Below are 22,724 nucleotides of genomic sequence, written 5' to 3'. Positions count from 1 at the left end.
GGAGGTTTAGTACGTGACGCTCACGTTAATCACGTCGGTGTAGGTGCCCGGCACCACGGTGACACTGTTGCCGCCGCCGGTGATACGGCCATAAAGAGTGTAGTTATCAACGCCGCCGGAAGTTGAGGCGCGAGGAATATTGGTGTTGTTGGCGATAACGTTACTGAAGCCGCTATCGCTATAGAGGCTGTATGCCACGCCGCGAGTAGTATCGGCGGTATTGACCAGATAACGAGCCGGTGTGCCCGGTGTACCGACGACGTTACCCGGCGCGGTGGAGTTGGTGTTGCCGGTGACCTGCACAGTGTAGTCGGTGGTGGTGCACTGCACCGTGAAGCTGTTACCGCCATTAGCGCCTGTCAGCTGCGTGGTGAGCTGGGAGAAGGTTGCCGGGTGGGTACCAAAATCGAGGGTACCGAAGTTGATACCGTTCTGGCTCGGCGAGCCGTTAATCAGACACCCATTCGTGAGGGTCAGTGTTGCGCCAATCGTCCCGCTACTGGTGACCGCCCAGGCACTTTGTCCGGCCACCATTAACGCGCCGCCAGCCAGTACATAAAGAAGTTTTCTGTTCATATGTCATCTCCAGCGTTCCCGCGCGCGCCGCATTGCCCAATCAATGGGACGGCCGGAAAAGAGTCAATAAAATCAGTCGAAAAAAGAGGTTTAACTGAAATTTAGATGAGGCGCTGAAAACCAACCACTTTATCCGGGCGATAAAATGTAACGGACAGGTAAGCATTTTTAATGAATTGCATCAGAGAGTTAATGACAAAACTAGGGTGAAATCGCTAAAAATGTAACAAATATATGTCTGAATTTGTGATAAATATCACCATATATGATATCACCGCAAAATCATGCAGTTAGGAAGGTTGAATAGTCACTTAAGGGTAACTGAAGTGGGAAAAGCAGAGGGAAAAACGGGCGGGTGAAGGGCTTCACCCGCCTGATGCGTTACGCGACGTGGGTTGCCGCGATGTCCAGCAGCGCCATTTCGTCGCTGTTGAGCAGTTTTTCGATGTTTACCAGGATCAGCATACGGTCGCCCAGCGCGCCGAGGCCGGTCAGGTATTCGGTCGACAGGGTCACGGCGAATTCCGGTGCCGGGCGGATCTGGTCGGAGGCGAGTGACAGTACGTCGGAAACGCCGTCAACCACGATACCGACCACACGCTGACCAAGGTTCAGCACGATCACCACGGTGTTTTCGTTATATTCCACTTCGCCCTGGCTGAACTTCACGCGCAGGTCGACGATGGGCACGATCACGCCGCGAAGGTTGGTGACGCCCTTGATGAAATCAGGGGTGTTGGCGATGCGGGTAACCTGATCATAGCCACGAATTTCCTGCACTTTGAGAATATCGATGCCGTACTCTTCATCGCCCAAAGTGAAGACCAGGAACTCCTGACCTGATGGCTCGCCCGCCAGTTTTGCTACATTACTCATACCGGTCATGTTTTATACCTTCTTAACTAAATCAGGCGGCTGTGTGCGCCATACGATGTTCACGATTCAATCCCTGCAGCGCTGAGACGTCCACAATCAGCGCGACGCTACCATCACCAAGGATGGTGGCGGCAGAAATCCCCGGCACTTTGCGATAGTTGCTCTCCAGGTTTTTCACCACCACCTGGTGCTGACCAATCAGCTGATCGACCAGCAGCGCATAGCGACGACCTGCGCTCTGCAGAATGACAACAATTCCCTGCGTGGCTTCGGTTTTTGCCCCAGCCACGTCAAACACTTTCCACAACTCAACCAGCGGCAGGTATTCGCCACGTACTTCCAGTACGCGCTCGCCGCCCGCCAGCGGATGCAGATCTTCTTCGCGCGGCTGCAACGACTCCATAACGGCGTTGAGCGGCAGGATAAAGACTTCGTTATTCACTTTCACTGACATGCCGTCGAGGATCGCCAGCGTCAGCGGCAGCAGGATACGGATAGTGGTACCGGTGCCCTGCTTGGATTTGATCTCAACGTGGCCGCCCATCTCCTGGATGTTACGTTTCACCACGTCCATGCCCACGCCGCGGCCGGAGACATCCGTCACCTGCTCAGCGGTAGAGAAGCCCGGAGCAAAGATCAGCATGCCAACTTCTTCATCGGTCATGCTTTCGCTCACGGCCATGCCCTGAGAAAGGGCTTTAGCAAGGATACGGTCGCGGTTAAGGCCAGCACCATCATCGGTCACTTCGATGCAGATATTGCCACCCTGATGTTCTGCGGAGAGGATCAGGTTACCAATCGGCGATTTGCCCGCTTCAACGCGTTTTTCCGGCGTTTCGATACCGTGGTCGAGGCTGTTACGCACCAGGTGCGTTAATGGATCGATAATACGTTCGATCAGGCTCTTATCGAGTTCGGTCGAGCTACCCTGCAGGGTCAGTTCTACCTGTTTATCCAGCTTGGTCGCCAGGTCACGTACCAGACGCGGGAAGCGGCTGAAGACATACTCCATCGGCATCATACGAATCGACATTACCGATTCCTGCAGATCGCGGGCGTTGCGCTGCAGCTGGCTCATGCTGGTGATCAGATCGCCATGGGTCACCGGATCCAGTTCGTTGGAGCGCTGGGCCAGCATTGACTGGGTGATCACCAGTTCGCCGACCAGGTTAATCAGCTGGTCAACCTTCTCAACCGCTACGCGGATGCTGGTGGACTCACTGGCGGCGCGCGCCGGTTTTTCACGTCCGGCAGGCTGCGCCTCTTTAGCTACCGCTTTCAGTACCGGTGCAGCAGCTGCCTGAACGGCAGGAACCGCGGCTTCGGCCTCGTCTTCTGGCGCAGCAGCGTCGGCAACCGTGTCAACGGCGGCTGGCGCAGCGGCTTTTTCAAAGGCAATTTGATCTGCTTCGATAACAAAGCAGAGCACCGCAATAATGTCATCTTCACCGAGACCGCCATCGATGGTAGCGCTCAGGCTATTACTGCCTTTGACCACATCGCTCAGCGTACCGAGGTTACCCAGCTCCTCTTCCAGCAGGGCAACTTCGCTCTCTTTCAGGCGCGACAGCACGACACGCAATTTGCCGTCGTTCGCCGCAGCAGGAGCAGCGTCGACAGCCTGCGCGGTGCTTTCAACCACAGAGAGCTTCGCGCTGCCGGCAGCCGGAGCGGCTTCGCCTTTCGCTTCCAGCGCCAGCTGGCGCAGAGCGTTGCAGATATATTCGAAGCTGGCAGCATCCGGCTCTTGCGAGCTTTTATAGGCGTCGAGCTGTTCTTGCATAATATCTTTGGTTTCCAAAAACAGGTTGATAATGTCGGTGTTAAGCTGCATTTCGCCACGCCGTGCCTCATCCAGCAGGTTCTCCATCAGGTGCGTGGTTTCCTGCAGAATGGTAAAGCCAAACGTTCCCGCACCACCTTTAATAGAGTGAGCGGCGCGGAAGATGGCGTTGAGCTGTTCTGAATCAGGTGCTTCCGGCACCAGATCTAATAAATGTTGTTCCATATCGGCCAACAGTTCGTCGGCCTCATCAAAGAATGTCTGGTAAAAATCACTAATATCCATGCTCACGCTATCACCTCGGATTGGCTTGTGGCGATGTGGGAACTGCTACCGGAGACGCAGGGGCTGGCGCGGGGGCTGCCGGCTCTGCGGGCTCAGGCTGTGTAATGGCGCTTATTGGCGCACTTTGACTCTCGGCGTTCTCATGCAGAATGGCCGCTTCTGCCTGTTTGTTGAGCACCAAAAGACTTATTCGGCGGTTGATGGCTTCATCAGGTCCGCGGTTGACCAGGCGCATGGTGGCGGCCATGCCGACAACACGCATTACCTTGCCATCATCCAGCCCACCGGCAACCAGCTCGCGGCGCGATGAGTTTGCACGATCGGCTGAGAGCTCCCAGTTGCTGTACCCTTTGTCGCCGTTGGCGTACGGGGCATCATCGGTATGGCCGGAAAGACTCACTTTATTCGGGATGCCGTTAAGCACCGGGGCAATCGCCCGTAAAATATCGCGCATGTAAGGCTCGACTTCCGCGCTGCCGGTTTTAAACATCGGCCGGTTCTGGCTGTCGATAATCTGGATGCGCAGCCCTTCCTGTACGAGATCGATCTTCAGGTGCGGGCGCAGGGCGCGCAGCTTCGGATCCGCTTCGATCAACTGGTCCAGATCGCCGCGCAGTTTGCTCAGGCGCGACTGCTCCATGCGTCGTTTCAAATCATCAATATTCGGCTGTTTTTGCACTTCGCCTTGTTGCTGCGTGTAGTCATCGCCACCGCCCGGAATGGGGCTGTCGCTATTCGAAATACGCGGCCCACCGGTGACCGCTGTTGCCAGCGGCGTGCGGAAATACTCCGCAATCTGAATCAACTCTTTCGGGCTGGAGATGGAGATCAGCCACATAACAAGGAAGAACGCCATCATCGCCGTCATAAAGTCGGCATAGGCGATTTTCCACGAGCCATGACCGCCGCCACCATGGCCTTTATGTTTTTTACGTTTAACTACGACGATAGGATGGGCCTGATTTTTCATGCGTCCTCGGTTGTCGTCTGTTGGTTAGGGTTGCGGACAGCACGTACGTGCTCATCCAGCTCGACAAACGATGGACGCTCGCTTGAGTAAAGCGTTTTACGACCAAACTCGACCGCGATCGGCGGTGCATAACCGTTCAGGTTCGACAGCAGCGTGATCTTGACGCACTGCATCATCTTGGCGGTTTCCGCACTTTTCTGGCGCAGCACGCTTGCCAGCGGCGAGATAAAACCGTACGCCAGCAGGATGCCGAGGAATGTCCCCACCATCGCGTGGGCAATCAGTGCGCCCAGCTCTGCCGCCGGACGATCTGCCGAAGCGAGTGCGTGAACCACGCCCATTACCGCCGCAACGATACCGAACGCCGGAAGCGAATCGCCGACCGCCGCGAGGGCGTTAGCAGGCACTTCTGCTTCACTCTCGTGGGTCTCGATCTCTTCATCCATCAGCGCTTCGATTTCGAAGGTGTTCATGTTGCCGCTGATGATGAGACGCAGGTAATCGACAATAAACTCGAGCATGGTGGCGTCGGCCAGAATGCGCGGGTAGCTGGCGAAAATCTCGCTCTCTTTCGGGTTCTCGATATCTCTTTCGAGGGAGAACATCCCCTGCTGACGTGATTTCGCCATCAGGCGATAGAGCAGCGCCAGCAGGTCCATATACATACTTTTGGTGTACTTAGAGCGGCGAAACAGCAGCGGCAACGCTTTCATTGTGCCTTTGATGGCTTTGCCGTTGTTGCCCACAATGAATGCACCCACACCCGCCCCGCCGATAATAATCAGTTCAGAGGGTTGATACAGTGCCCCAAGGTGACCGCCGGTCATCATATAACCGCCTAAGACTGCACCAACTACTATCAGGTAACCTAATACGATAAGCACGACATCATCCTTCTGCTAATGACTAAGGCTTAAGAGAAACATTTCGGAGGGTTTTCACGAACGGCGGGCAAAAAAAAGCAGCGGCATTAAAGCACCGCTGCTGGAGTTTTGATTCCACCTGATTCGGTTAAACAGCCTGATCGATCTGTTCTTCCAGCAGTTGTGGAATAATATCGGCAGCTTCCGGCGAAAGTTTACGTCTTTTTACCGCGCGGGACGGCGGCTGGCATAAACTGCAGGCAAAGCTACCAACGGGCTGATGAGCATGGGTAACAAAGTTACCGCTGCAGCAGTTACAGCGCGACAACTCCAGCATTCCGCTTTCCACGAAACGGACCAGCGTCCAGGCGCGAGTCAGCGCCAGAAGCGGGCCTTCATCCGAATGAGGGCACTGTTCGAGGTAGAGTCGGTAAGCTTTAATGACTGCGTCAACGCCGCTGCACAGACCGGTTTTTAACAGAAACTGCCAGGCGTTGCAGAACATCGACGCGTGGATGTTTTGTTCCCAGGTCATAAACCAGTCGGTGGAGAATGGCAGCATGCCTTTCGGCGGCGGGCTACCACGCAACTCTTTATAGAGTTTGATAAGACGACCGCGGCTAAGCTGCGTCTCACTCTCCAGCATCTGTAAACGCGCACCCAGCGTAATCAGTTCCATTGCTAACTGAATATCGCGTGCTTCCTGAACAATGCTTTTCTCACTCATAGTTAAGCCCTTTTCTTCCTGGCCGCGTCGCCGTTTTTAGATGATTCGTTGAGCAGGCGGGTTGAAAGCAAAATTCCGGTATGGACTTGCTGCAAGTCATCCACACGCGATTCCTGGGTCAGACGAGTGATGGTCTGATGATTGTCGAAACGGAACTGACAAATAAGCTGATTGGTTTCAGCCAGTTTCACCATTTGTGGCAGGGTTAACTCACCCAGCGTGTTTGCCATCTCTTCATTGATCCCTAAACGGAACATGGCGGAGGCTTTGTCCTGGCTAATAAGACGCTGAGCAAGGAGTAAATATGACAGATTGATATCGTAAACGTGTTTCAGCAACTCGGATGTATGCATTTTTCCCATCCAGAATAACCAACTTGAATCTTATGCGGCTAAGCCGCACCCCGTGATGTCGCCGGGAAAAAACCCGGTATAAAAAAGAAAGGCTAAATGCATAACTGACTCAGGATCTCACAAGCAAGGCGCTTCGTTGAGATGTTAATGCCTTGCTGCTCTCTTAATCATTTCTTACAAAGAACTAAGATTTTTCCTAATTCGACGCAACTGTACTCGTAGGTGCTGAGACATACAATCTGAACAGAGCGGGAATTTGAAATTTTTGTGATCCACGTCACATAATTTACGTGATTATTGATCAGAAATCTATCAGTCTCGCTTGTGATTTGATGTTTTATTACTCGATTGCACCCTTTTTTATTCCACTAGTACGAATACTCATGCAGTACCAGGGGCTAAAAACCGCGACTGGTCAGAGGTATGACGTGCTGGAATGGCTCGATTCAGCAAAACGTATCTATTGCAGACACATAAATAAATATACTTAAAAAACAACGAGTTAAGATTTTAGTGTGGCTAATTAGTTGACTTAAGTAACCATTTCAATTTCGTTAATGAGCCTGATGATCGGCGCCGGAATTTAGCGATATATTCTTTAAATTTCAGTTAGGTATTCAATTTTCGTTAACTTGCTTATTATATGTACGCTCTGTTACGTAAGAAAAATTAATGAATATTTATGATTACCTTCACAGAGCAGCAATGTTTGTGGCTTGCACTGGAACGTGAAACAGAGTAATGGTGAGAAAAACTGGAATACCCGTGGAGAACGCAATGGCCTACGCGCATCTTCTGGTTGCGGTAGCGATGACACCCGAAAGTCGTCAGCTGCTCGCCAAAGCGATTGATATTGCTCGCCCTTCTCACGCCCGCATCACGTTAATTACCTTTGCCGCCGACCCTGAACTCTATAATCAGCTTGCTGCGCCGATGATGGAGAGTGTCCGAACTCTGCTGCAGGAAGAATTGCAACAGTTTATTAACGAACTTGTAACCAGCGCACATTATCCGATTGAACAGACGCTTATCGCCACGGGCGAATTATCTGAACATATATCCCATGTCTGTCGTACCAGGGGTGTCGATCTGGTGATATGCGGCAATCACAACCAGACATTTTTCGCGCGCGCGGCCTGTTCGGCGAAGAGTATTGTGAAGACGAGCGAAGTGGATGTGCTGCTGGTGTCACTGGAAGGATAAAAAAAACGCTCCCGATTCTGCGGGAGCGTTCTGTTTTACGGCTTAAGCCAGTTTCGGGAAGGTCGCCACTTTGTTTTGTAGCTCGCTCTGCGCGCTACGTGGCGAGATTTGCTTTAGGTCGCTGATAAACCTCTCCTGCCAGTGGTCGATATCATTCTCCTGAATGATCTTCAGCATCTCCGCATGGCGCGAAATACGCTCTGCCAGCGGCATGCGCAGCGCACGGTCAAGCGCCGCAGCGACATCGTCACGATCGTAAGGGTTGACCAGCAACGCGGAGGTCAGCTCGTTCGCCGCACCGGCAAACTGCGACAGCACCAGCACACCCGGGTTTTCCGGATCCTGCGCCGCCACATACTCTTTCGCTACCAGGTTCATCCCGTCACGCAATGGCGTGACCAGACCCACTTCGGCGTAACGGAAGACCTTCATCAGCACTTTGCGATCGAAATGCTGGTTGAGGTAGTAGAGCGGCGTCCAGCCAAGCTGGCCATATTTACCGTTGATGCGCCCTGCTTCCGTCTCCAGCTGGTGACGAATATCCTGATAAGCCTGCACTTCGCCGCGCGAGGTCGGTGCAATCTGTGTATAGCGGATTTTGCCGTGGTGCTCGGGGAATTTCTCCAGCAGCGTCTCATAGGCGAGGAAACGCTCCGGCAACCCTTTGGAGTAGTCCAGACGCTCAACGGAGAAGATGTTCTTCACATTCTTCAGCTCGGCTTTCAGCTGCGCAAGCTTAGGCGGCAGCGGGCCGGATGCCTGCTGAGCGATCTCATTCGGCTCAATACCGATTGGGTAGACTTCGGTACGGAAATTTCTGCCCCACGCCATGTGCTCTTTACTGTTACGCGTGCTGAGGCGCGTCTGCATCGACACGCTGTCGAGAAACGCGGTGCGGTCGCTCTCAGTCTGGAAGCCGAGCAGATCGTAGTCGCACAGCTGCTCCAGCAGCTCCGCATGCGGCGGCAGCGCGTTGAAGATCTCCGGCGTCGGGAAAGGAATGTGCAGGAAGAAGCCAATCTGATTTTTTACGCCGCGTTTACGCAGCTCGCTGGCAAACGGCAGCAGGTGATAGTCGTGGATCCAGAGGATGTCATCCTCTTTCAGCAGCGGCACCAGCTTATCAGCCAGTAAGGCATTCACTTCCTGATAGCCATCCCACGCTTCGCGCTGGAATTTCACCAGGTCAAGACGGTAGTGGAAAGCGGGCCACAGCACGGCGTTAGAGAATTGGTTGTAATACTGCTCGTGATGCTCTTCGCTGAGATTGAAGGAGACCCAGGTAATGTTCCCTTTGCTCACCTCTTTCAACGGTTGATCTTCATCGCCGATTTCGCCGCTCCAGCCAAACCAGACGCCGCCTGCGGCTTTCAGTGCGCCCAAAATACCGACTGCCAGTCCGCCAGCACTGGCTTTTTTATCATCAGGCGGTGCAATTCGATTAGATACTACGACTAAGCGACTCATAGCCATCTCTCCTGTTTGTTAGCGCCTTTTCTTCTTGTTTTTGATACTCGGACATACGTTCCAACCAGTCATGAACATCGCGAACGTCGTTCAGCCGCCACTGGGCGTGGGTTTCGCCTGAACCAACTTTAATCGAGATACCGCCCAGTTTATTGACGGTTTCAAAACCATGCTCATCAGTAAGATCGTCACCAAGAAACACCGGTTTCCTGCCGGTGAAGGGCGGCGTGCGCAGAAAGGCTTCAATGGCCGCGCCCTTATGAATGTCGGACGGTTTCAGCTCAACCACACATTTGCCTGGCTGCATGGCCAGCTGCGGGAAGGTGTCAACCATCTGTTGTGCCAGAGCAAAGACCGCGTCTTCATGCTGCGGTGCCTGGCGATAGTGCAGTGCGAATGCCATCCCTTTGGTTTCCAGCACGACGCCGTCAAGCGACGCCAGCCCTTGCCGAAGCGCCTGCTCCAGCGGAATAAGCACCTCTTTCGGCAATGTCACCCGTTCAGTTTGACCTGCGATATCGCGTCGCTCTGCGCCGTGAACACCGGCAAGCGGGAAACGATACGGTTCAACGAGCTCATCAAGCTCGCTAATTGAGCGCCCTGAAATCAACGCCAGCGCGCCGTTATTCATCTCTGCAAGCAATGAAAGTCTGGTCAGCACCTGTTCCGGAATGAAAACATCATCCGGGCGCGGTTTAATATCAGCGAGGGTGCCATCCAAATCGAAAAAAAAGGCAAAATCACCGGAAAAGAGAGGCGGTTTTGATAACGCGTCGTCCACCCTTGTTTCCTCCTTACAGTCATCGTGTGAGCCGTTATTAATCTACGGCCCCATTATCATTAGCCATGTAAGTATAGACAGTGTGACGCTGCTCGCCATTTTAACAATGAAAGACCAGCCGCATTAGCGGCTGGTTAAAGGGGGAATTACACTAAAAGGTTGTGTCGATAATTTAAGCAGTTAGCATCACACCGTGCGCTTCGCTTTCTGCTTGTAACGGTCGAAGATCACCGCTGCCAGCAGGATCAGACCGCGGACGACATACTGCGAGAAGGGGGAGATATTCAGCAGGTTCATGGCGTTCTCAACGGTGCCAAGAATCAGAATACCTGCCACTACATACGAGATTTTTCCTATGCCGCCCTTGAGCGAAACCCCACCCAATACGCAGGCAGAGATGACAATCAGCTCATAACCGATGGAGGTCATCGGCTGTCCGCTGGTCATGCGCGAAGCGAGAATAATCCCTGCAGCAGCCGAGACCAGCCCGGAAAGCACAAAGATGATGATTTTGGTGCGTACCACCGGCACACCCGCCAGCCGCGCTGCCTCTTCATTACCGCCAATCGCCAGCGTGTTGCGGCCAAAGGTGGTGCGGTTAAGCAGGAAGCCGAAGATAATCAGACAGCCGACCGTCAGCCAGATTGGCGCCGGCAAGCCCAGCCAGTTTGCGTAACCCAACTCGAAGAAGCGCTCATCTTCGATGCCGACCGCTTTACCGTCAGAGATGATATAGGCCAGCCCGCGCACAATCTGCATGGTCGCAAGGGTGGTGATCAGGGCGTTGATCTTTAAGCGGGCAATAACGAAGCCGTTAATAAAGCCGCTGACCACACCGAGCAGCAGACCAGCGGCGACGCCAATCCACAAGCTTTCGCTAAGGTTAATCACCACCGCCGTGGTCACACCGGCGCAGGCAATCACCGAGGCGACCGAGAGATCGAAATCACCGGAGGCGAGGCAGAAGAGCATGCCGCAGGCGACCATCCCGGACATTGAGATCGCCAGCCCCAGCCCCTTCATATTGACGAAGGAGGCGAAGTTCGGCACAAACACCGCGCAGCCGATAAACAGCACCGCGAAAACCACCAGCATGCCAAACTGATCCCAGATGCGCCCGACGCTAAAGGGCGACTTTTTCGGCGCGCGGGCCGTTGTTAAAGATGACATCGTATTCTCCTCACTCAGGCGACCGCCTGGCTCACTTTTGGCATAGCCAGGCTCAACACCTGCTGTTCATCACTCTGTCCGTGTAGCACCTCACCGGCAATCTCCCCTTCGCGCATCACCACGATGCGGTCGGCAACGCCGAGCACTTCGGGTAAGTCACTTGAAGCAAAGAGCACCGCGACGCCACGCGCGGCCAGCGCGTATATCACGTTGTAGATCTCATGCTTGGCACCCACATCAATACCGCGCGTCGGCTCATCGAGCAGGATCACTTTCATCTCCTCCGACAGCCAGCGACCGAGGATCGCCTTCTGCTGGTTGCCGCCGGAGAGATTCATAATCAGCTGTTCGGCGCCGGGGGTTTTGATATTGAGCGCGCGAATATGGTGCGCGGCGTTCTCGCTCTCCCAGCCATCGTTAATCAGGCAGCCTGCGCGGATGTATTTGCGCCGGGCGCTGATATTGATGTTCTCCTGCACCGAGTGCACCGGGATAATCCCTTCGGCTTTACGATCTTCCGGGCAGAGCATCATCCCTGCGCGAATGGCGTGGGCCGGTTTCTGGATGTTGATCGCTTCGCCATCGATAAATACATGCCCTTCGGTGATCTTCGTCCCGCCGAACAGCCCTTTCATCAGCTCGCTTCGCCCGGCACCGACCAGACCGAAAAGGCCGACGATTTCGCCGCTGCGCACGCTTAAGCTGATGGGCGTGCGTACGCCCGGCGCTTTCACCTGCTCCAGGCGCAGACGCTCTTCGCCACAGGGGCGCGGCTGCCAGCCGTAGATATCGCCCAGCTCGCGCCCGACCATGGCCTGCACCAGCTGATCGTGGTTGACCTGCTGCATATCGCTGAAGGTGCGCACGTAGCGGCCATCTTTAAAGACGGTAATGGCGTCGCTGAGGGCAAAAATCTCCTCCATGCGGTGGGAAACATAGAGGATCACCCTGCCCTCCTTGCGCAGTTCGCGGATCACGCGGAACAGATTGTCGATTTCACGTGCCGAAAGGGAGCTGGTCGGTTCGTCAAAGGCGATCACTTTGGCGTTGCGCGCCAGCGCTTTGGCAATCTCCACCATCTGCCATTGACCGATAGAGAGATACTTAAGCGGCGTCTGGGGATCGATATCCAGCCCCAGATGCTGTAATTGCAGGCCCGCTTCGTAGTTGAGCAGCGAGCGGTTCACAATGCCGCCTTTTTGCGGCAGTTGACCAAGGTAGATATTTTCCGCGACGGTCATCTCCGGCACCAGGTGCAGCTCCTGATAGATGATCGCCACACCGGCATTCAGCGCCGCAGTGGTGTCGCTAAACACCACCTCTTCGCCTTTGATCGCCAGCGTGCCGCCGGTGGGCGCGTAATTACCGCTAAGGATTTTTAGCAGGGTGGATTTCCCCGCGCCATTTTCGCCCATCAGCGCGTGTACCTGCCCGGCATAACAGTCAAAGGTGATATCGCTCAGCGCTTTGACGCCGGGAAAGGTTTTGCTGATGCCGCGAAACGAGAGATAGGGAGTGGAGTGTTGCATAACGTCTCCGTGAAGCAGTTGAGGGTACGACAGGCTCCCCGTTTGCACGGGGAGCGCAACCGACAGAGCCTTACAGTCCTTTCTTCGCCAGCTCTTCTTTGAAGTTATCGCGGGTGATCAGCACCACATCGGTCACCGCAGTGAACTTCGGCGGCTCAACGCCTTTGGTCACCCAGTTGTAGAGCAGTTCGCTGGTTTTGTAGCCATGTACGTCCGGGCTTGGCAGCAGGGAGCCATAGAAGCCGGTGGCCTGCCCTTTCGACAGCTCGCTCACCGCATCGACACCGTTAATACCGATGCCAATCACATCTGCCGCTTTAAAGCCCTGGCCTTCGGTGGCGCGCACGCCGCCCAGCACGGTGTTATCGTTCATACCGAGCACCAGCCAGTGTTTCACTTCCGGGTGCTGTACCAGCAGGGAGTTACCGGCATCGAATGCGCCGGGGATATCGTTAGATTTGGTCGGCACCTGGTAGATCTGTTTTTCCGGGAAGCCGGCTTTTTTCAGCGCGTCCATCGAGCCGGAGGTACGGCGACGGGCGGTGTCGAGTTCGTTCGCAGTAATGGCCATCACGCCGGTCTCTTTCACATCCCAGCCGCGTTTTTGCATCTCTTTATAGAGCTCTTCGCCCTGACGCGCGCCGATTTCGCTGGCGGCCATCATCACTAGCGGAACGGTGTCCATCGGCTTGCCTTTGGCATTGACGAACTGGTCATCGACGGCGATCACTTTCATGTCGTAACCGCGTGCTTTCGCCATGATAGCGGAGCCGAGTTTCGGATCCGGCGTACAGATGACAAACCCTTTCGCGCCGCTGGCCGCCAGGCTATCAATGGCGTTCAGCGTTTTTTCGCCATCCGGGACGGCGATTTTAATCACCTCGAAACCTAACTCTTTGCCCGCTTTGTCAGCGAATTTCCACTCAGTCTGGAACCAGGGCTCTTCCGGCTGTTTAACCAGAAACCCGAGCTTCATGGTTTCAGCGATAGCGGATTGTGACATAACGGCAGCCAGGCCGATGGCCGCCAACGCTTTAGTGAATTTGTGCATGGTAAACTCCGGCTTAAACACGCTTTTATGTAGGGAACAGAAATAATTGGTATTGTTAAAAGTTCAAAAAACAAGGCATTAGCGCCCATGCATCAGATGGACATCTGTGCTGGAAATAGTTTTAGCGGGAAATTGATTCTCCATAGGAGAGCGGCATCACACGGCTGAATTACAGTAATTCCGTACATAAATTCAGCGGATTTAGCCATAAAGTCAGCGGCTTTTGTCAGACAAATCGCAAGGGTGAAAGCAGGATAATCCATAACGTCAGCCAGCTTATCCTTGTACCCGACCGCAGGGCGCGGCCGGGCGAAACGATTACCAGCGGTAGTAGATATGATCGGCGTGATCGCGAACGGGTTTTTCGTCACCCAGCAGGCGTGCAGCAAGGGTGAAGGCGAAGTCGAAAGCGTGTCCCAGACCTTTGCCGCTGATCAGGTTGCCATCTTCAACGACCGGTGCATCGACGTACTCGCCGTCTTGCACTTGTTGATAGAGATCGCCGGAGCAGACATAGCGACGCCCGTTCAGCAGATTGTTGCCGCCAAGCACGCGCGCAGCGGCGGAGCAGATGGGGCAGATCAGTTTCCCTGCCGCATCGTGGGCTTTAATAAATTGCACGACGTCGCTGCTGGCGGCGAGGTTGACGCTGCCCTGCGGCCCGCCGGGGAGGACGATGGCATCAAACAGCATCTCTTGCCGCTCTGGCAAGGTGCTGTCTGCCACCATGGGAATGGCGTGATAGCTGACCACCGCGCGGGAATCCGCGCAGGCCAGCGTCTCTACTTCAATCTCTAAGCGGCGCAAAATATCAATAGTGATAATCGCTTCCGCTTCTTCAAAACCCGGCGCTAACAATACCGCCACTTTTTTCATGACCGACTCCTTGCCGTTGAGGTCAGGTGAAACAGGTGGCGTCATTGTTGATCAAAACAGCGTTTCAAAATCCTCGCTGCGTCACAGACCCGCTGCCGGGATTCGATAAAGTGCGCGTTAGTGCGCTTCGCCCTGCGGGGTGAACCTCAGTTCAATCAGCGCAATCGCTTTTTGAATCGCGCGGCGCGTCACCGGATCGGCGGCGGCAGGATGGGTCGAGAAGTCGATGGTTTTAAGCTGGTTAGCCATTTTTTCACGCACTTCAACCGGCGCGATAACGTCAATGACATCAAGGATCTGTTTGATGACCAGCTGGCAAGCGACAACGTCAGAGACCAGCTCCTGGTCGGCGGGGGTGTTTTGCGACATGGGAAGCTCCTTATTGAAAGGGCGCCATAGTAGCGGGAAACGGCGGGCAAGAGTAGTTTTGCGCGCGGCCGCGTTGCGTAGAGACAAAAAAACCTGCCGCAGCAGGTTTTTTTATTCTCAGAACATCGCGCCAGGCGGGACGTCTTTGAACGTCTTGCAATAGGTTTCGAACATATGCTTCAGGATTTTACGCAGTTTCATTATTCACTCCGGCAAATAGTCAGGCAGGTGTTAAGCCTTAATGGGCGACATAATATGACGCTCGTCACAAAAATCAATCTATCTGCGATCGAAATCACGTTTCAAAAATCGAAAATGGCGTAGTTTTATTAGCAATCTGATGACAAATCCGGCAGTTAGCGCGCTAAAAATATTTTTAGCTTCTTCAATTATTTTTTGTGAATGGCAGAGCCTTAATGACCGACAGTTCCCCTGCGCAAACGCGAGGCGCGGTTTCTCCCGCTGCATTACTGGTAGCGGGCGCCTTCTTTATGGAGTTTATTGACGGCACGGTGATCGCCACCGCGCTGCCGGATATGGCAAAAACCTTTGGCGTCGAAGCGGTGGCGCTCAATATCGGCATCAGCGCCTATCTGATCACCCTCGCCGTCTTGATCCCCGCCAGCGGCTGGATCGCCGATCGTTTCGGCGCCCGCACCATCTTTACCCTGGCGCTGGCCATCTTCACCTTCGCCTCGGTGCTGTGCGGCCTCTCCACCAGCGTCGAGATGTTTGTGGCGATGCGTATTTTGCAGGGGATGGGCGGCGCGCTGATGGTGCCGGTCGGGCGGCTGGCGGTGCTGCGCACCACGCCGAAACATCAACTGATTACCGCCATCGCCACGCTCACCTGGCCGGCGCTGGTGGCACCGATTATCGGCCCGCCGCTCGGCGGGTTTATTACCCACTACGCCGACTGGCGCTGGATCTTCTTTATTAATGTGCCGCTCGGCCTGCTGGGGATGGCGCTGGCGCTGCGCATTATTCCCAACATCCGCGAAGAGGAGCGCCGTCCCTTCGACTTGACCGGCTTTCTCACCACCAGCGTGGCGATGGTGAGCCTGGTGTACGCAATGGAAGCGCTCGGTTCGCAACACCCACAGGGTGGATTGACGCTGGCACTGCTGATGCTCGGCGCGGTGATGTTTGCCTTTACGCTGCGCCATTTTCGCCGCCATGCGTGGCCGATGATCCGCCTCGACGCGATGCAGGTGCCGACCTTTCGCGTCACCATGTATGGCGGCTCGCTGTTTCGCGCCTCGATCAGCGCGGTGCCGTTTCTGCTGCCGCTGCTGTTTCAGGTTGGGTTTGGGATGGATCCTTTCCATGCCGGGCTGCTGGTGCTGGCGGTGTTTGCCGGGAATTTGACCATTAAACCAGCGACCACGCCGCTTATCCGCTGGCTCGGCTTTCGTAAGCTGCTGTTGATTAACGGCGCGCTAAATGTGATGGCGCTGCTGGCCTGCGCCTTTCTTACCGCCGATACGCCGGTGTGGCTGATCTTTGTCATCCTCTACCTTGGCGGCGTTTTTCGCTCGGTGCAGTTTACCGGCGTCAGCACGCTGGCCTTTGCCGATGTGCCTGGCGCGCAGATGAGCTATGCCAATACGCTGTTTAGCACGGCGACACAGCTGGCGGTGGGTCTTGGCATTACGCTTGGCGCGATTGGCATTCGCCTTGGCGAGCATATCAGCGGCTGGTTAGGGATCGCCGGGATGGAGGGGATTAGTTTCCGGCTGGCGTTTGTCTTTATTGCGTTGATCTGTCTGGTGGGAATGATTGATACGCTGCGCTTGACGAAGGATGCCGGCAGCGCGGTGTCGCAGAAAAGCCGTTAAACGGCAATGCCGGATGGCGGCTTACGCCTTATCCGGCCTACGGGGGCGAACAGTGAAATTTGCTCCGCGTAGGCATGATAAGCGTAGCGCCATCAGGCAAAGCAGACACCGGTGGCAAGCTGCCTGCCCGTAGGCCTGATAAGCGCAGCGCCATCAGGCAAGGGGATTATCAGGCCAGCACTTCGCGTACGAAGGCTTCGATCTCTTTATTCTGGCAGTTCTCGAAGAAGCACTGCTGGAAACGCTCGCCGGAGACGGCGGTCTTCACCAGCTCGCGATCGATGGTGCGCAGCGTATCGAGATAGTTCTCTTTCACCACCGCTGCTTTTACCTGGTTCAGAATGCCAGCGTTGCGCACCTGCGGCTCTTTACGCTCCGGCGGGTAACCTTCCCCGTTGCGGCCAGTAAAGGCTTTTTCAAAGATAAAGCGCACGTTCAGCTCGGCACCCCAGCCAAAGCCTTTGGCGAACGGCAGCGCCAGCGCGTTACCGTTGTTGATCTGCGCGAACAGGAACGCATCGGCCGGATCGATACAGTAACCGCAGACCACGCCCGGATGGATGTTCAGCGACATCAGCGCGCCCTGCCCGGTGCCGCAGCCGGTCACCACGAAATCTACCGCTTTAGAGTTGAGCAAAATGCTGGCCATAATACCGAGGTGGATATAGGTCAGATGATGGTCATTTTCGTCGCTCATGCCGACGTTATACACCGGGAAATCTTTCTCATCGGCTACGGTTTTCAGCTCTTTGAGAATGATGGCGTTTTTCGCCGCCTGGCTGTTTTCCATCATCAGTGCAATTTTCATTTTCATCTCCTGTAGACGTGCTTCGGATAGCAAAGGTTACCTAAACCTTACTACCTCACAAACATACTTTCAAATTTAGTGAAAAATGGTTTTAAAAATCAAAAGCCGCCTCACAGTTTTGAGCGGCCCGCTTGAGCCGTCCTGATTAGTAGAGGGTGTTCGGGGGGTTATTCCGTCGATTGCCGCGCAGAGGGGGCGATTAAGATGAGAAGATGCAAAAAATGAAGCAGAGCAACGTCATGAAGAGAGTCGTTATTGCCGCCACGCTGTTACTCCTTGCCGGGTGCACCATCACCAAAGAAGCAGAAGTGAGCAGCGTGGACACCACCAGCGGTGTGGTACGTCTGAGCTTTAATCAGCAGATGATGCAGACCGCGCGTTATGATGAGTACGTCGCGCAGGGCACCGCCAACAAACAGTGCCAGCAGTTGGGCTATGCCACCGCCGTGGCATTTGGCCAGCCGGTGCAGACCTGTAGTTTGATCAGCGGTTCAGGCTGCATGAACACCAAAATCACCATTCAATATCAGTGTCGCGGTATCGCTATCGATCCCAACCGCGCGGCCTGGTAAATTCTTAAGCCAGCCATTAGCGCTGGCTTTTTCTTTTATTAATAATAAAAACAATTCTCATTCATTTAAATATTACCCCGGCAATGCGTGTTATTCGCATTCTCTTTATTAATCAAACGCTTTATTATTTTAACTTTTGCAAATAATTAAATAACAAATTATAGTGGCGGCACTTTCCCCTGTTATATTTTTAATTCCGGAGCCGTGCGATGTTAAAAGCAGAGATGATTGAAAAACTCAACGAACAGATGAATCTGGAACTCTTCTCCTCCCTGCTCTATCAACAGATGAGCGCATGGTGCAGCTATCACAGCTTTGAAGGTGCCGCCGCGTTTCTGCGCCGCCACGCGCAGGAAGAGATGACCCATATGCAGCGCCTGTTCGACTACCTGACGGACACCGGCAGCCTGCCGCGCATCGCGAATATTGCTTCACCGGTCGCTGAGTATGCCTCCCTTGATGAACTGTTCCGCGCGACTTACGAACATGAGCAGCATATTACGCAAAAAATTAATGAGCTGGCGCATGTTGCGATGATGTCACAGGATTATCCGACCTTTAATTTCCTGCAGTGGTATGTTGCCGAGCAGCATGAAGAAGAGAAACTCTTTAAATCGGTAATTGATAAATTAACGCTGGCGGGTAAAAGCGGTGAAGGCCTCTACTTTATTGATAAAGAGCTGGCGACCCTCGACGCACAAAATTAATAACAAAGGCGGTTCAGTTAATTCTGTACCGCCTTTTTCTTCTGCTCCAGACCATTTCTTTCTGCTTATCCCCCTTCTGCAAAATACTGCCTGCTTCCGTACTCAAACCCCCGGTGATAGCTCTTTCTCGTCCGCGCGATAAGCTGTAAATAAAAGATTACAACAGATGTAACGGTCATTTGACGAAACGGTGGAATTATCTTACTCTGCGCCGCGTATTGCGTGTGCAGTGAGTGAAGAAATAGAGGAAAGTGTGAAAAATCGGGCACTTGGAAGTGTATTTATTGTCGCTGGCACCACCATTGGTGCGGGCATGCTGGCGATGCCGCTGGCGGCGGCGGGCGTAGGGTTTGCAACGACGCTGGGGCTGCTTTTCATCTTATGGGCCGTGATGTGTTACACCGCCCTGCTGCTGCTTGAGGTTTATCAGCATGTTCCGGCTGAGACCGGGCTCGGTACACTGGCGCAGCGCTACCTGGGTCGTTACGGTCAGTGGATCACCGGCTTCAGCATGATGTTTCTGATGTATGCGCTAACGGCTGCCTATATCAGCGGTGCTGGTGAATTGCTCGCTTCAAGTATCAGTGAGTGGTTCAACGTATCGCTCTCCTCAAGCGCGGGCGTGCTGATCTTTACGCTGGTCGCTGGCGGCGTGGTCTGCATCGGCACCTCACTGGTCGATCTCTTTAACCGTTTTCTCTTCAGCGCCAAGATCCTCTTTTTAGTGATCATGCTGGCGCTGTTAATGCCGCACGTACACCAGGCGAACCTGCTTACTATGCCGCTGGAAAAAGGGCTGGCGCTCTCAGCCCTGCCGGTGATTTTCACCTCGTTCGGTTTTCACGGCAGCGTGCCGAGCATCGTCAGTTATATGGGCGGTAACATTCGCCAGCTGCGCAAAGTGTTTATCACCGGTAGCGCCATCCCGCTGGTGGCTTATATCTTCTGGCAGCTGGCGACGCTTGGCAGCATCGACTCCCATACTTTTATCGGCCTGCTTGCCAGCCAGTCAGGGCTGAATGGCTTGTTGCTGGCGCTGCGCGATGTCGTCGCCTCTGCGCATGTTGAGCTGGCGATCCACCTCTTCGCCGATCTGGCGCTGGCCACTTCATTCCTCGGCGTTTCGCTGGGTTTGTTCGATTACCTGGCCGATCTCTTTCGTCGCCGTAATAGTGTCAGTGGCCGTTTGCAAACCGGCATCATCACCTTCCTGCCGCCGCTGGCGTTTGCCCTCTTCTACCCGCGCGGTTTTGTGATGGCACTCGGTTATGCAGGCGTTGCGCTTGCGGTATTAGCCCTTCTGTTGCCGTCGATGCTGGCGTGGCAGAGCCGCAAACACCATCCGCAAAGTGGTTATCGCGTGCTGGGCGGGAAACCGGCGCTCTGCCTGATCTTTGCCTGCGGCGTCGCCATTATTACTATTCAGTTTCTGATTGTGGCAGGGTGGCTGCCGGAAGTGGGTTAACACGAGGGCGCTCTGACTGGAGCGCCTTATTTTTGTGATCAGAAAGATTATTTTCTTTTTTTGAGGGCACCATCAGGAGTTTGTATATAGACGGAGTCATCGAATGTGTATCGCATGTTTCCCTCACGCGTCTTAGCAACAATCATCAGGTTGTCTTTATCAATACAATTCTTAGGCTCAGGCATATCATCAAAGCAGAGTCGATCATATTTCCCTAATTCTTTGTAACCTTCACCAAAAGCCCAAAAGTAAACACGAAATAACCCATCGCTATCGACTTTGGGAACATTGTACTCCTTGAAAAGCCTATCCTTATGATCCATCCACCATTCTATTTTTCCTTTGGCTGTCAGAGGCATATGATCGACAATGATGCTTGAATAAGCTTTATCCTGGTGAACGGCAATGATTTTGACGGGACGGTTATCCAGGTAAATATATACTGAAATAAATATAAAAAATAATATTGTTACTATAACAACCTTTTTTCTTCTCATTGAAACATTCCTCCATGAATCTTGATCACTGTTTCCATGTTAGTAAAAAAAGGCTTAAAGCCGAAAGCCTTGTAGCGTTGTAATACAAACCAAATTCTGAAAAACCGATGTCCAAAAAATAAACTTTTCTTTATATCTTCGTCATCAAGCCCGAAATGATCTTGTGCCGTATATTTGACTATAGCCTGCCATTTATTTTCATAAACATTCATTGAAATCAATTTGATATTTACTGCATAAATATCATGCACAGTAATACCTAAACCATTCAAATTATCTTTAAAACGTGAGAATTTCGGTAAAATAGATCTCTGAATAGATGATTCAATACTATAAAGGGCATTTTCGTGCAATGTTTTATCTTTATAGTTAACTTTATCGTTGATGGCGTCTACTATAGCCTTTAAAGAACTCTGCTCTGAACTATCATTTATTATCTGATTTCTTAAGGCCATGTTCAAAGCGGCGTCCTGAAAAGCAGTACCATTTTGTGTTTGCCAATGCGTGATCATTTTAGTTATCAACTGCCTGTATGCACCGTACATGGCGAACTGACTTGATAGAGAACGCATTTCATCAAACATAATATTGCTACATTCCAGACGGGATATAGTCGTACCTTTTTTTTAAGGCACCACTCAGAAGGCCATCGTAATAAGCGGGGCGAGGAGTTATTAACATCGGAGTCTTCTCAAGTTTGTATGGATCAACTTTTGTAGAAACATCTGTTAAACGAAAGTCTCTTTTTAACTGTTCTTCGGTTAAATCACCACATTTCATATCCGCTGCTGACCTATGATCCATCTGGCGTTTTGTAGCAAAGATAGTCACAGGCAATCCTAAAGCGACCACAGATACCTCCATAAATCAAATCCATTAATGAATAGATTAGCGAAAAAAATGCATCAGTGGAACTCCAAAATCTGGTACCTGCAACTTAAATTTCTACGAAAATCTTTCATTCAGAGAGAAGAAGTGAGATCGTATCAGGAATGGGCTATGTGTACTAACAGCATAAACATAACGCCTTCGATATCAAGGTAGCTAGCGACTCGGACTAATTAGAGTCAGTCAAATACCCCTTATGCAATGAGATACAACAGCAGAATTTCGTCAGCTACGGTTGCGGGATGGCAATATTCCTGACTTGAGAGGGCGAAAGCCTCACGAAGCCAAATTTCAGGCACAAAAAAACCACCTTTCGGTGGTTTCACGACACTGCTTATTGCTTTGATTATTCTGCTTTTTCCCATGGTACCCGGAGCGGGACTTGAACCCGCACAGCGCGAACGCCGAGGGATTTTAAATCAGTTGTGTAGTTATGAAAAAACAAAAAGTTAGAGTAATTTTTCAGAATATTCACTGAAATTATTCGTATTTTCCTTCAAAGAGTTACCGTTACTGTTGAAGTCATATTATGAAAATAGCAGCGTAAAAAAACGTCTTTAAACGTCCGCTATGAGCGAAAAGCGGACGTCCGCATAACGTATGCCAGGCGTCCGATCTTTTTAAATGGGCAGATTAATTAATCCGCTTCCCAGTTTCGTCAATGACCTTCTCGCCATCCTCTTTGGTAAACGCTCCTTTCTGACCTTCCGGTAGAATATCCAGCACTATTTCTGAAGGGCGGCAAAGACGAGTGCCAAGCGGGGTCACTACTATCGGCCGGTTGATCAGGATCGGATTCTGAAGCATCAAATCGATTAACTGCTCATCAGAAAATTTTTCTTCTTCAAGCCCTAATTGTTCATAAGGTTCTACGTTCTTACGCAGCAATACGCGTACTGGCATACCCATAGCTGAAATGAGTTTTTTAAGCTCATCACGTGCCGGTGGAGTATCAAGATAATAAACGATGGTGGGTTCGATGCCGCTGTTACGGATCATCTCCAGTGTGTTGCGTGAGGTGCCACAGGCCGGGTTGTGATAGATAGTAATGTTGCTCATATCAGTTTCTC

General features: G+C 52.8%; 25 protein-coding genes. 5 read left to right on the top strand and 20 right to left on the bottom strand.

From position 1 onward, the window contains the following. Nucleotides 1–6: 6 nt before the first annotated feature. From ABIC80_RS03640 to flhD, 7 genes are all read right to left on the bottom strand, one after another. Entirely contained in the window at nucleotides 7–576 is a 570-nt protein-coding gene (locus tag ABIC80_RS03640) for a Csu type fimbrial protein (RefSeq protein ID WP_094420761.1), read from the bottom strand. A gap of 381 nt (nucleotides 577–957) precedes the next feature. Beyond that, nucleotides 958–1,461, bottom strand: coding sequence for a chemotaxis protein CheW (gene cheW / locus ABIC80_RS03635; RefSeq protein ID WP_023480148.1), 504 nt, complete (start codon nucleotides 1,459–1,461; stop codon nucleotides 958–960). Between the two features lie 22 nt (nucleotides 1,462–1,483). Beyond that, nucleotides 1,484–3,520 (bottom strand): chemotaxis protein CheA, encoded by a 2,037-nt coding sequence (gene cheA, locus ABIC80_RS03630; RefSeq protein WP_429176469.1) that lies wholly within the window; start codon nucleotides 3,518–3,520, stop codon nucleotides 1,484–1,486. A 10-nt stretch (nucleotides 3,521–3,530) separates the two neighbouring features. Continuing rightward, complete coding sequence (motB, locus tag ABIC80_RS03625; RefSeq protein WP_023480067.1) at nucleotides 3,531–4,490, bottom strand: flagellar motor protein MotB; 960 nt, start codon at nucleotides 4,488–4,490, stop codon at nucleotides 3,531–3,533. Further along, entirely contained in the window at nucleotides 4,487–5,374 is an 888-nt protein-coding gene (gene motA / locus ABIC80_RS03620; RefSeq protein WP_094420765.1) for a flagellar motor stator protein MotA, read from the bottom strand. Before motA ends, motB begins: the two co-directional genes overlap by 4 nt. Before the next feature lie 127 nt (nucleotides 5,375–5,501). Continuing rightward, nucleotides 5,502–6,080 carry a flagellar transcriptional regulator FlhC gene (gene flhC / locus ABIC80_RS03615; protein WP_042714166.1) on the bottom strand — a complete coding sequence of 193 codons (579 nt, stop codon included), beginning with the start codon at nucleotides 6,078–6,080 and terminating at the stop codon, nucleotides 5,502–5,504. Nucleotides 6,081–6,082: 2 nt separating this feature from the next. After that, nucleotides 6,083–6,433 carry a flagellar transcriptional regulator FlhD gene (flhD, locus tag ABIC80_RS03610; protein ID WP_023480187.1) on the bottom strand — a complete coding sequence of 117 codons (351 nt, stop codon included), beginning with the start codon at nucleotides 6,431–6,433 and terminating at the stop codon, nucleotides 6,083–6,085. 777 nt (nucleotides 6,434–7,210) lie between these two features. On the opposite strand from flhD, the gene uspC reads away from it, so the two are divergent. Then, a complete protein-coding gene (uspC, locus tag ABIC80_RS03605; protein ID WP_429175538.1) occupies nucleotides 7,211–7,636 on the top strand; it encodes a universal stress protein UspC in 426 nt (141 codons plus the stop codon). Between the two features lie 42 nt (nucleotides 7,637–7,678). On the opposite strand, the gene otsA is transcribed toward uspC, so the two are convergent. From otsA to azuC, 8 genes are all read right to left on the bottom strand, one after another. Then, entirely contained in the window at nucleotides 7,679–9,103 is a 1,425-nt protein-coding gene (otsA, locus tag ABIC80_RS03600; RefSeq protein WP_076770072.1) for an alpha,alpha-trehalose-phosphate synthase, read from the bottom strand. Beyond that, nucleotides 9,078–9,884, bottom strand: coding sequence for a trehalose-phosphatase (gene otsB, locus ABIC80_RS03595; protein WP_429175536.1), 807 nt, complete (start codon nucleotides 9,882–9,884; stop codon nucleotides 9,078–9,080). The genes otsA and otsB overlap by 26 nt, the downstream gene beginning before the upstream one ends. 186 nt (nucleotides 9,885–10,070) lie before the next feature. Further along, entirely contained in the window at nucleotides 10,071–11,054 is a 984-nt protein-coding gene (araH, locus tag ABIC80_RS03590; RefSeq protein WP_023480059.1) for an L-arabinose ABC transporter permease AraH, read from the bottom strand. 14 nt (nucleotides 11,055–11,068) lie between these two features. Beyond that, entirely contained in the window at nucleotides 11,069–12,583 is a 1,515-nt protein-coding gene (gene araG, locus ABIC80_RS03585; protein ID WP_429175534.1) for an L-arabinose ABC transporter ATP-binding protein AraG, read from the bottom strand. A gap of 70 nt (nucleotides 12,584–12,653) precedes the next feature. After that, nucleotides 12,654–13,634, bottom strand: coding sequence for an arabinose ABC transporter substrate-binding protein (locus tag ABIC80_RS03580; RefSeq protein ID WP_023480146.1), 981 nt, complete (start codon nucleotides 13,632–13,634; stop codon nucleotides 12,654–12,656). 318 nt (nucleotides 13,635–13,952) lie between these two features. Beyond that, nucleotides 13,953–14,510: a DJ-1 family glyoxalase III gene (locus ABIC80_RS03575; protein ID WP_200580068.1), complete on the bottom strand. Its 558-nt coding sequence runs from the start codon at nucleotides 14,508–14,510 to the stop codon at nucleotides 13,953–13,955. 117 nt (nucleotides 14,511–14,627) lie between these two features. Beyond that, the gene (locus ABIC80_RS03570; RefSeq protein WP_042715805.1) at nucleotides 14,628–14,879 is read right to left on the bottom strand and encodes a DUF2766 family protein; all 252 of its coding nucleotides are present in this window, start codon (nucleotides 14,877–14,879) and stop codon (nucleotides 14,628–14,630) included. Nucleotides 14,880–14,996: 117 nt separating this feature from the next. Next, nucleotides 14,997–15,080, bottom strand: a complete 84-nt coding sequence (gene azuC, locus ABIC80_RS03565; protein WP_017458329.1) for a stress response protein AzuC — start codon at nucleotides 15,078–15,080, stop codon at nucleotides 14,997–14,999. A gap of 215 nt (nucleotides 15,081–15,295) precedes the next feature. Here azuC and ABIC80_RS03560 point away from each other — a divergent pair, with 215 nt between their 5' ends. Beyond that, complete coding sequence (locus tag ABIC80_RS03560) at nucleotides 15,296–16,717, top strand: MFS transporter (protein WP_429175531.1); 1,422 nt, start codon at nucleotides 15,296–15,298, stop codon at nucleotides 16,715–16,717. Between the two features lie 169 nt (nucleotides 16,718–16,886). Here ABIC80_RS03560 and ABIC80_RS03555 read toward each other — a convergent pair whose 3' ends face one another. Further along, nucleotides 16,887–17,525, bottom strand: a complete 639-nt coding sequence (locus tag ABIC80_RS03555) for an RpiB/LacA/LacB family sugar-phosphate isomerase (protein ID WP_042714919.1) — start codon at nucleotides 17,523–17,525, stop codon at nucleotides 16,887–16,889. Nucleotides 17,526–17,764: 239 nt separating this feature from the next. On the opposite strand from ABIC80_RS03555, the gene yecR reads away from it, so the two are divergent. From yecR to tyrP, 3 genes are all read left to right on the top strand, one after another. Further along, nucleotides 17,765–18,097 (top strand): YecR family lipoprotein, encoded by a 333-nt coding sequence (gene yecR, locus ABIC80_RS03550; protein ID WP_023480136.1) that lies wholly within the window; start codon nucleotides 17,765–17,767, stop codon nucleotides 18,095–18,097. 209 nt (nucleotides 18,098–18,306) lie between these two features. Beyond that, a complete protein-coding gene (gene ftnA, locus ABIC80_RS03545) occupies nucleotides 18,307–18,804 on the top strand; it encodes a non-heme ferritin (RefSeq protein ID WP_023480186.1) in 498 nt (165 codons plus the stop codon). 253 nt (nucleotides 18,805–19,057) lie between these two features. Beyond that, nucleotides 19,058–20,269: a tyrosine transporter TyrP gene (tyrP, locus tag ABIC80_RS03540; protein WP_429175528.1), complete on the top strand. Its 1,212-nt coding sequence runs from the start codon at nucleotides 19,058–19,060 to the stop codon at nucleotides 20,267–20,269. Between the two features lie 47 nt (nucleotides 20,270–20,316). Here tyrP and ABIC80_RS03535 read toward each other — a convergent pair whose 3' ends face one another. The 4 genes from ABIC80_RS03535 to arsC all read right to left on the bottom strand — a co-directional run bounded on the left by ABIC80_RS03535 (nucleotide 20,317) and on the right by arsC (nucleotide 22,713). Next, entirely contained in the window at nucleotides 20,317–20,766 is a 450-nt protein-coding gene (locus tag ABIC80_RS03535; protein WP_124968021.1) for a DUF943 family protein, read from the bottom strand. Further along, the gene (locus ABIC80_RS03530) at nucleotides 20,763–21,350 is read right to left on the bottom strand and encodes a DUF3289 family protein (RefSeq protein ID WP_429175526.1); all 588 of its coding nucleotides are present in this window, start codon (nucleotides 21,348–21,350) and stop codon (nucleotides 20,763–20,765) included. Before ABIC80_RS03530 ends, ABIC80_RS03535 begins: the two co-directional genes overlap by 4 nt. Before the next feature lie 7 nt (nucleotides 21,351–21,357). Beyond that, nucleotides 21,358–21,618, bottom strand: a complete 261-nt coding sequence (locus ABIC80_RS03525) for a DUF3289 family protein (RefSeq protein ID WP_429175524.1) — start codon at nucleotides 21,616–21,618, stop codon at nucleotides 21,358–21,360. 669 nt (nucleotides 21,619–22,287) lie between these two features. Further along, complete coding sequence (gene arsC / locus ABIC80_RS03520) at nucleotides 22,288–22,713, bottom strand: glutaredoxin-dependent arsenate reductase (RefSeq protein WP_076770364.1); 426 nt, start codon at nucleotides 22,711–22,713, stop codon at nucleotides 22,288–22,290. Nucleotides 22,714–22,724 lie beyond the last annotated feature (11 nt).

The organism is Kosakonia sp. 1610, from assembly GCF_050435845.1.
Classification (GTDB): Bacteria; Pseudomonadota; Gammaproteobacteria; order Enterobacterales; family Enterobacteriaceae; genus Kosakonia; species Kosakonia cowanii.
The sequence above is the reverse complement of the archived record's forward strand: the minus strand, read 5'-3'. Positions and strand labels throughout refer to the sequence as shown.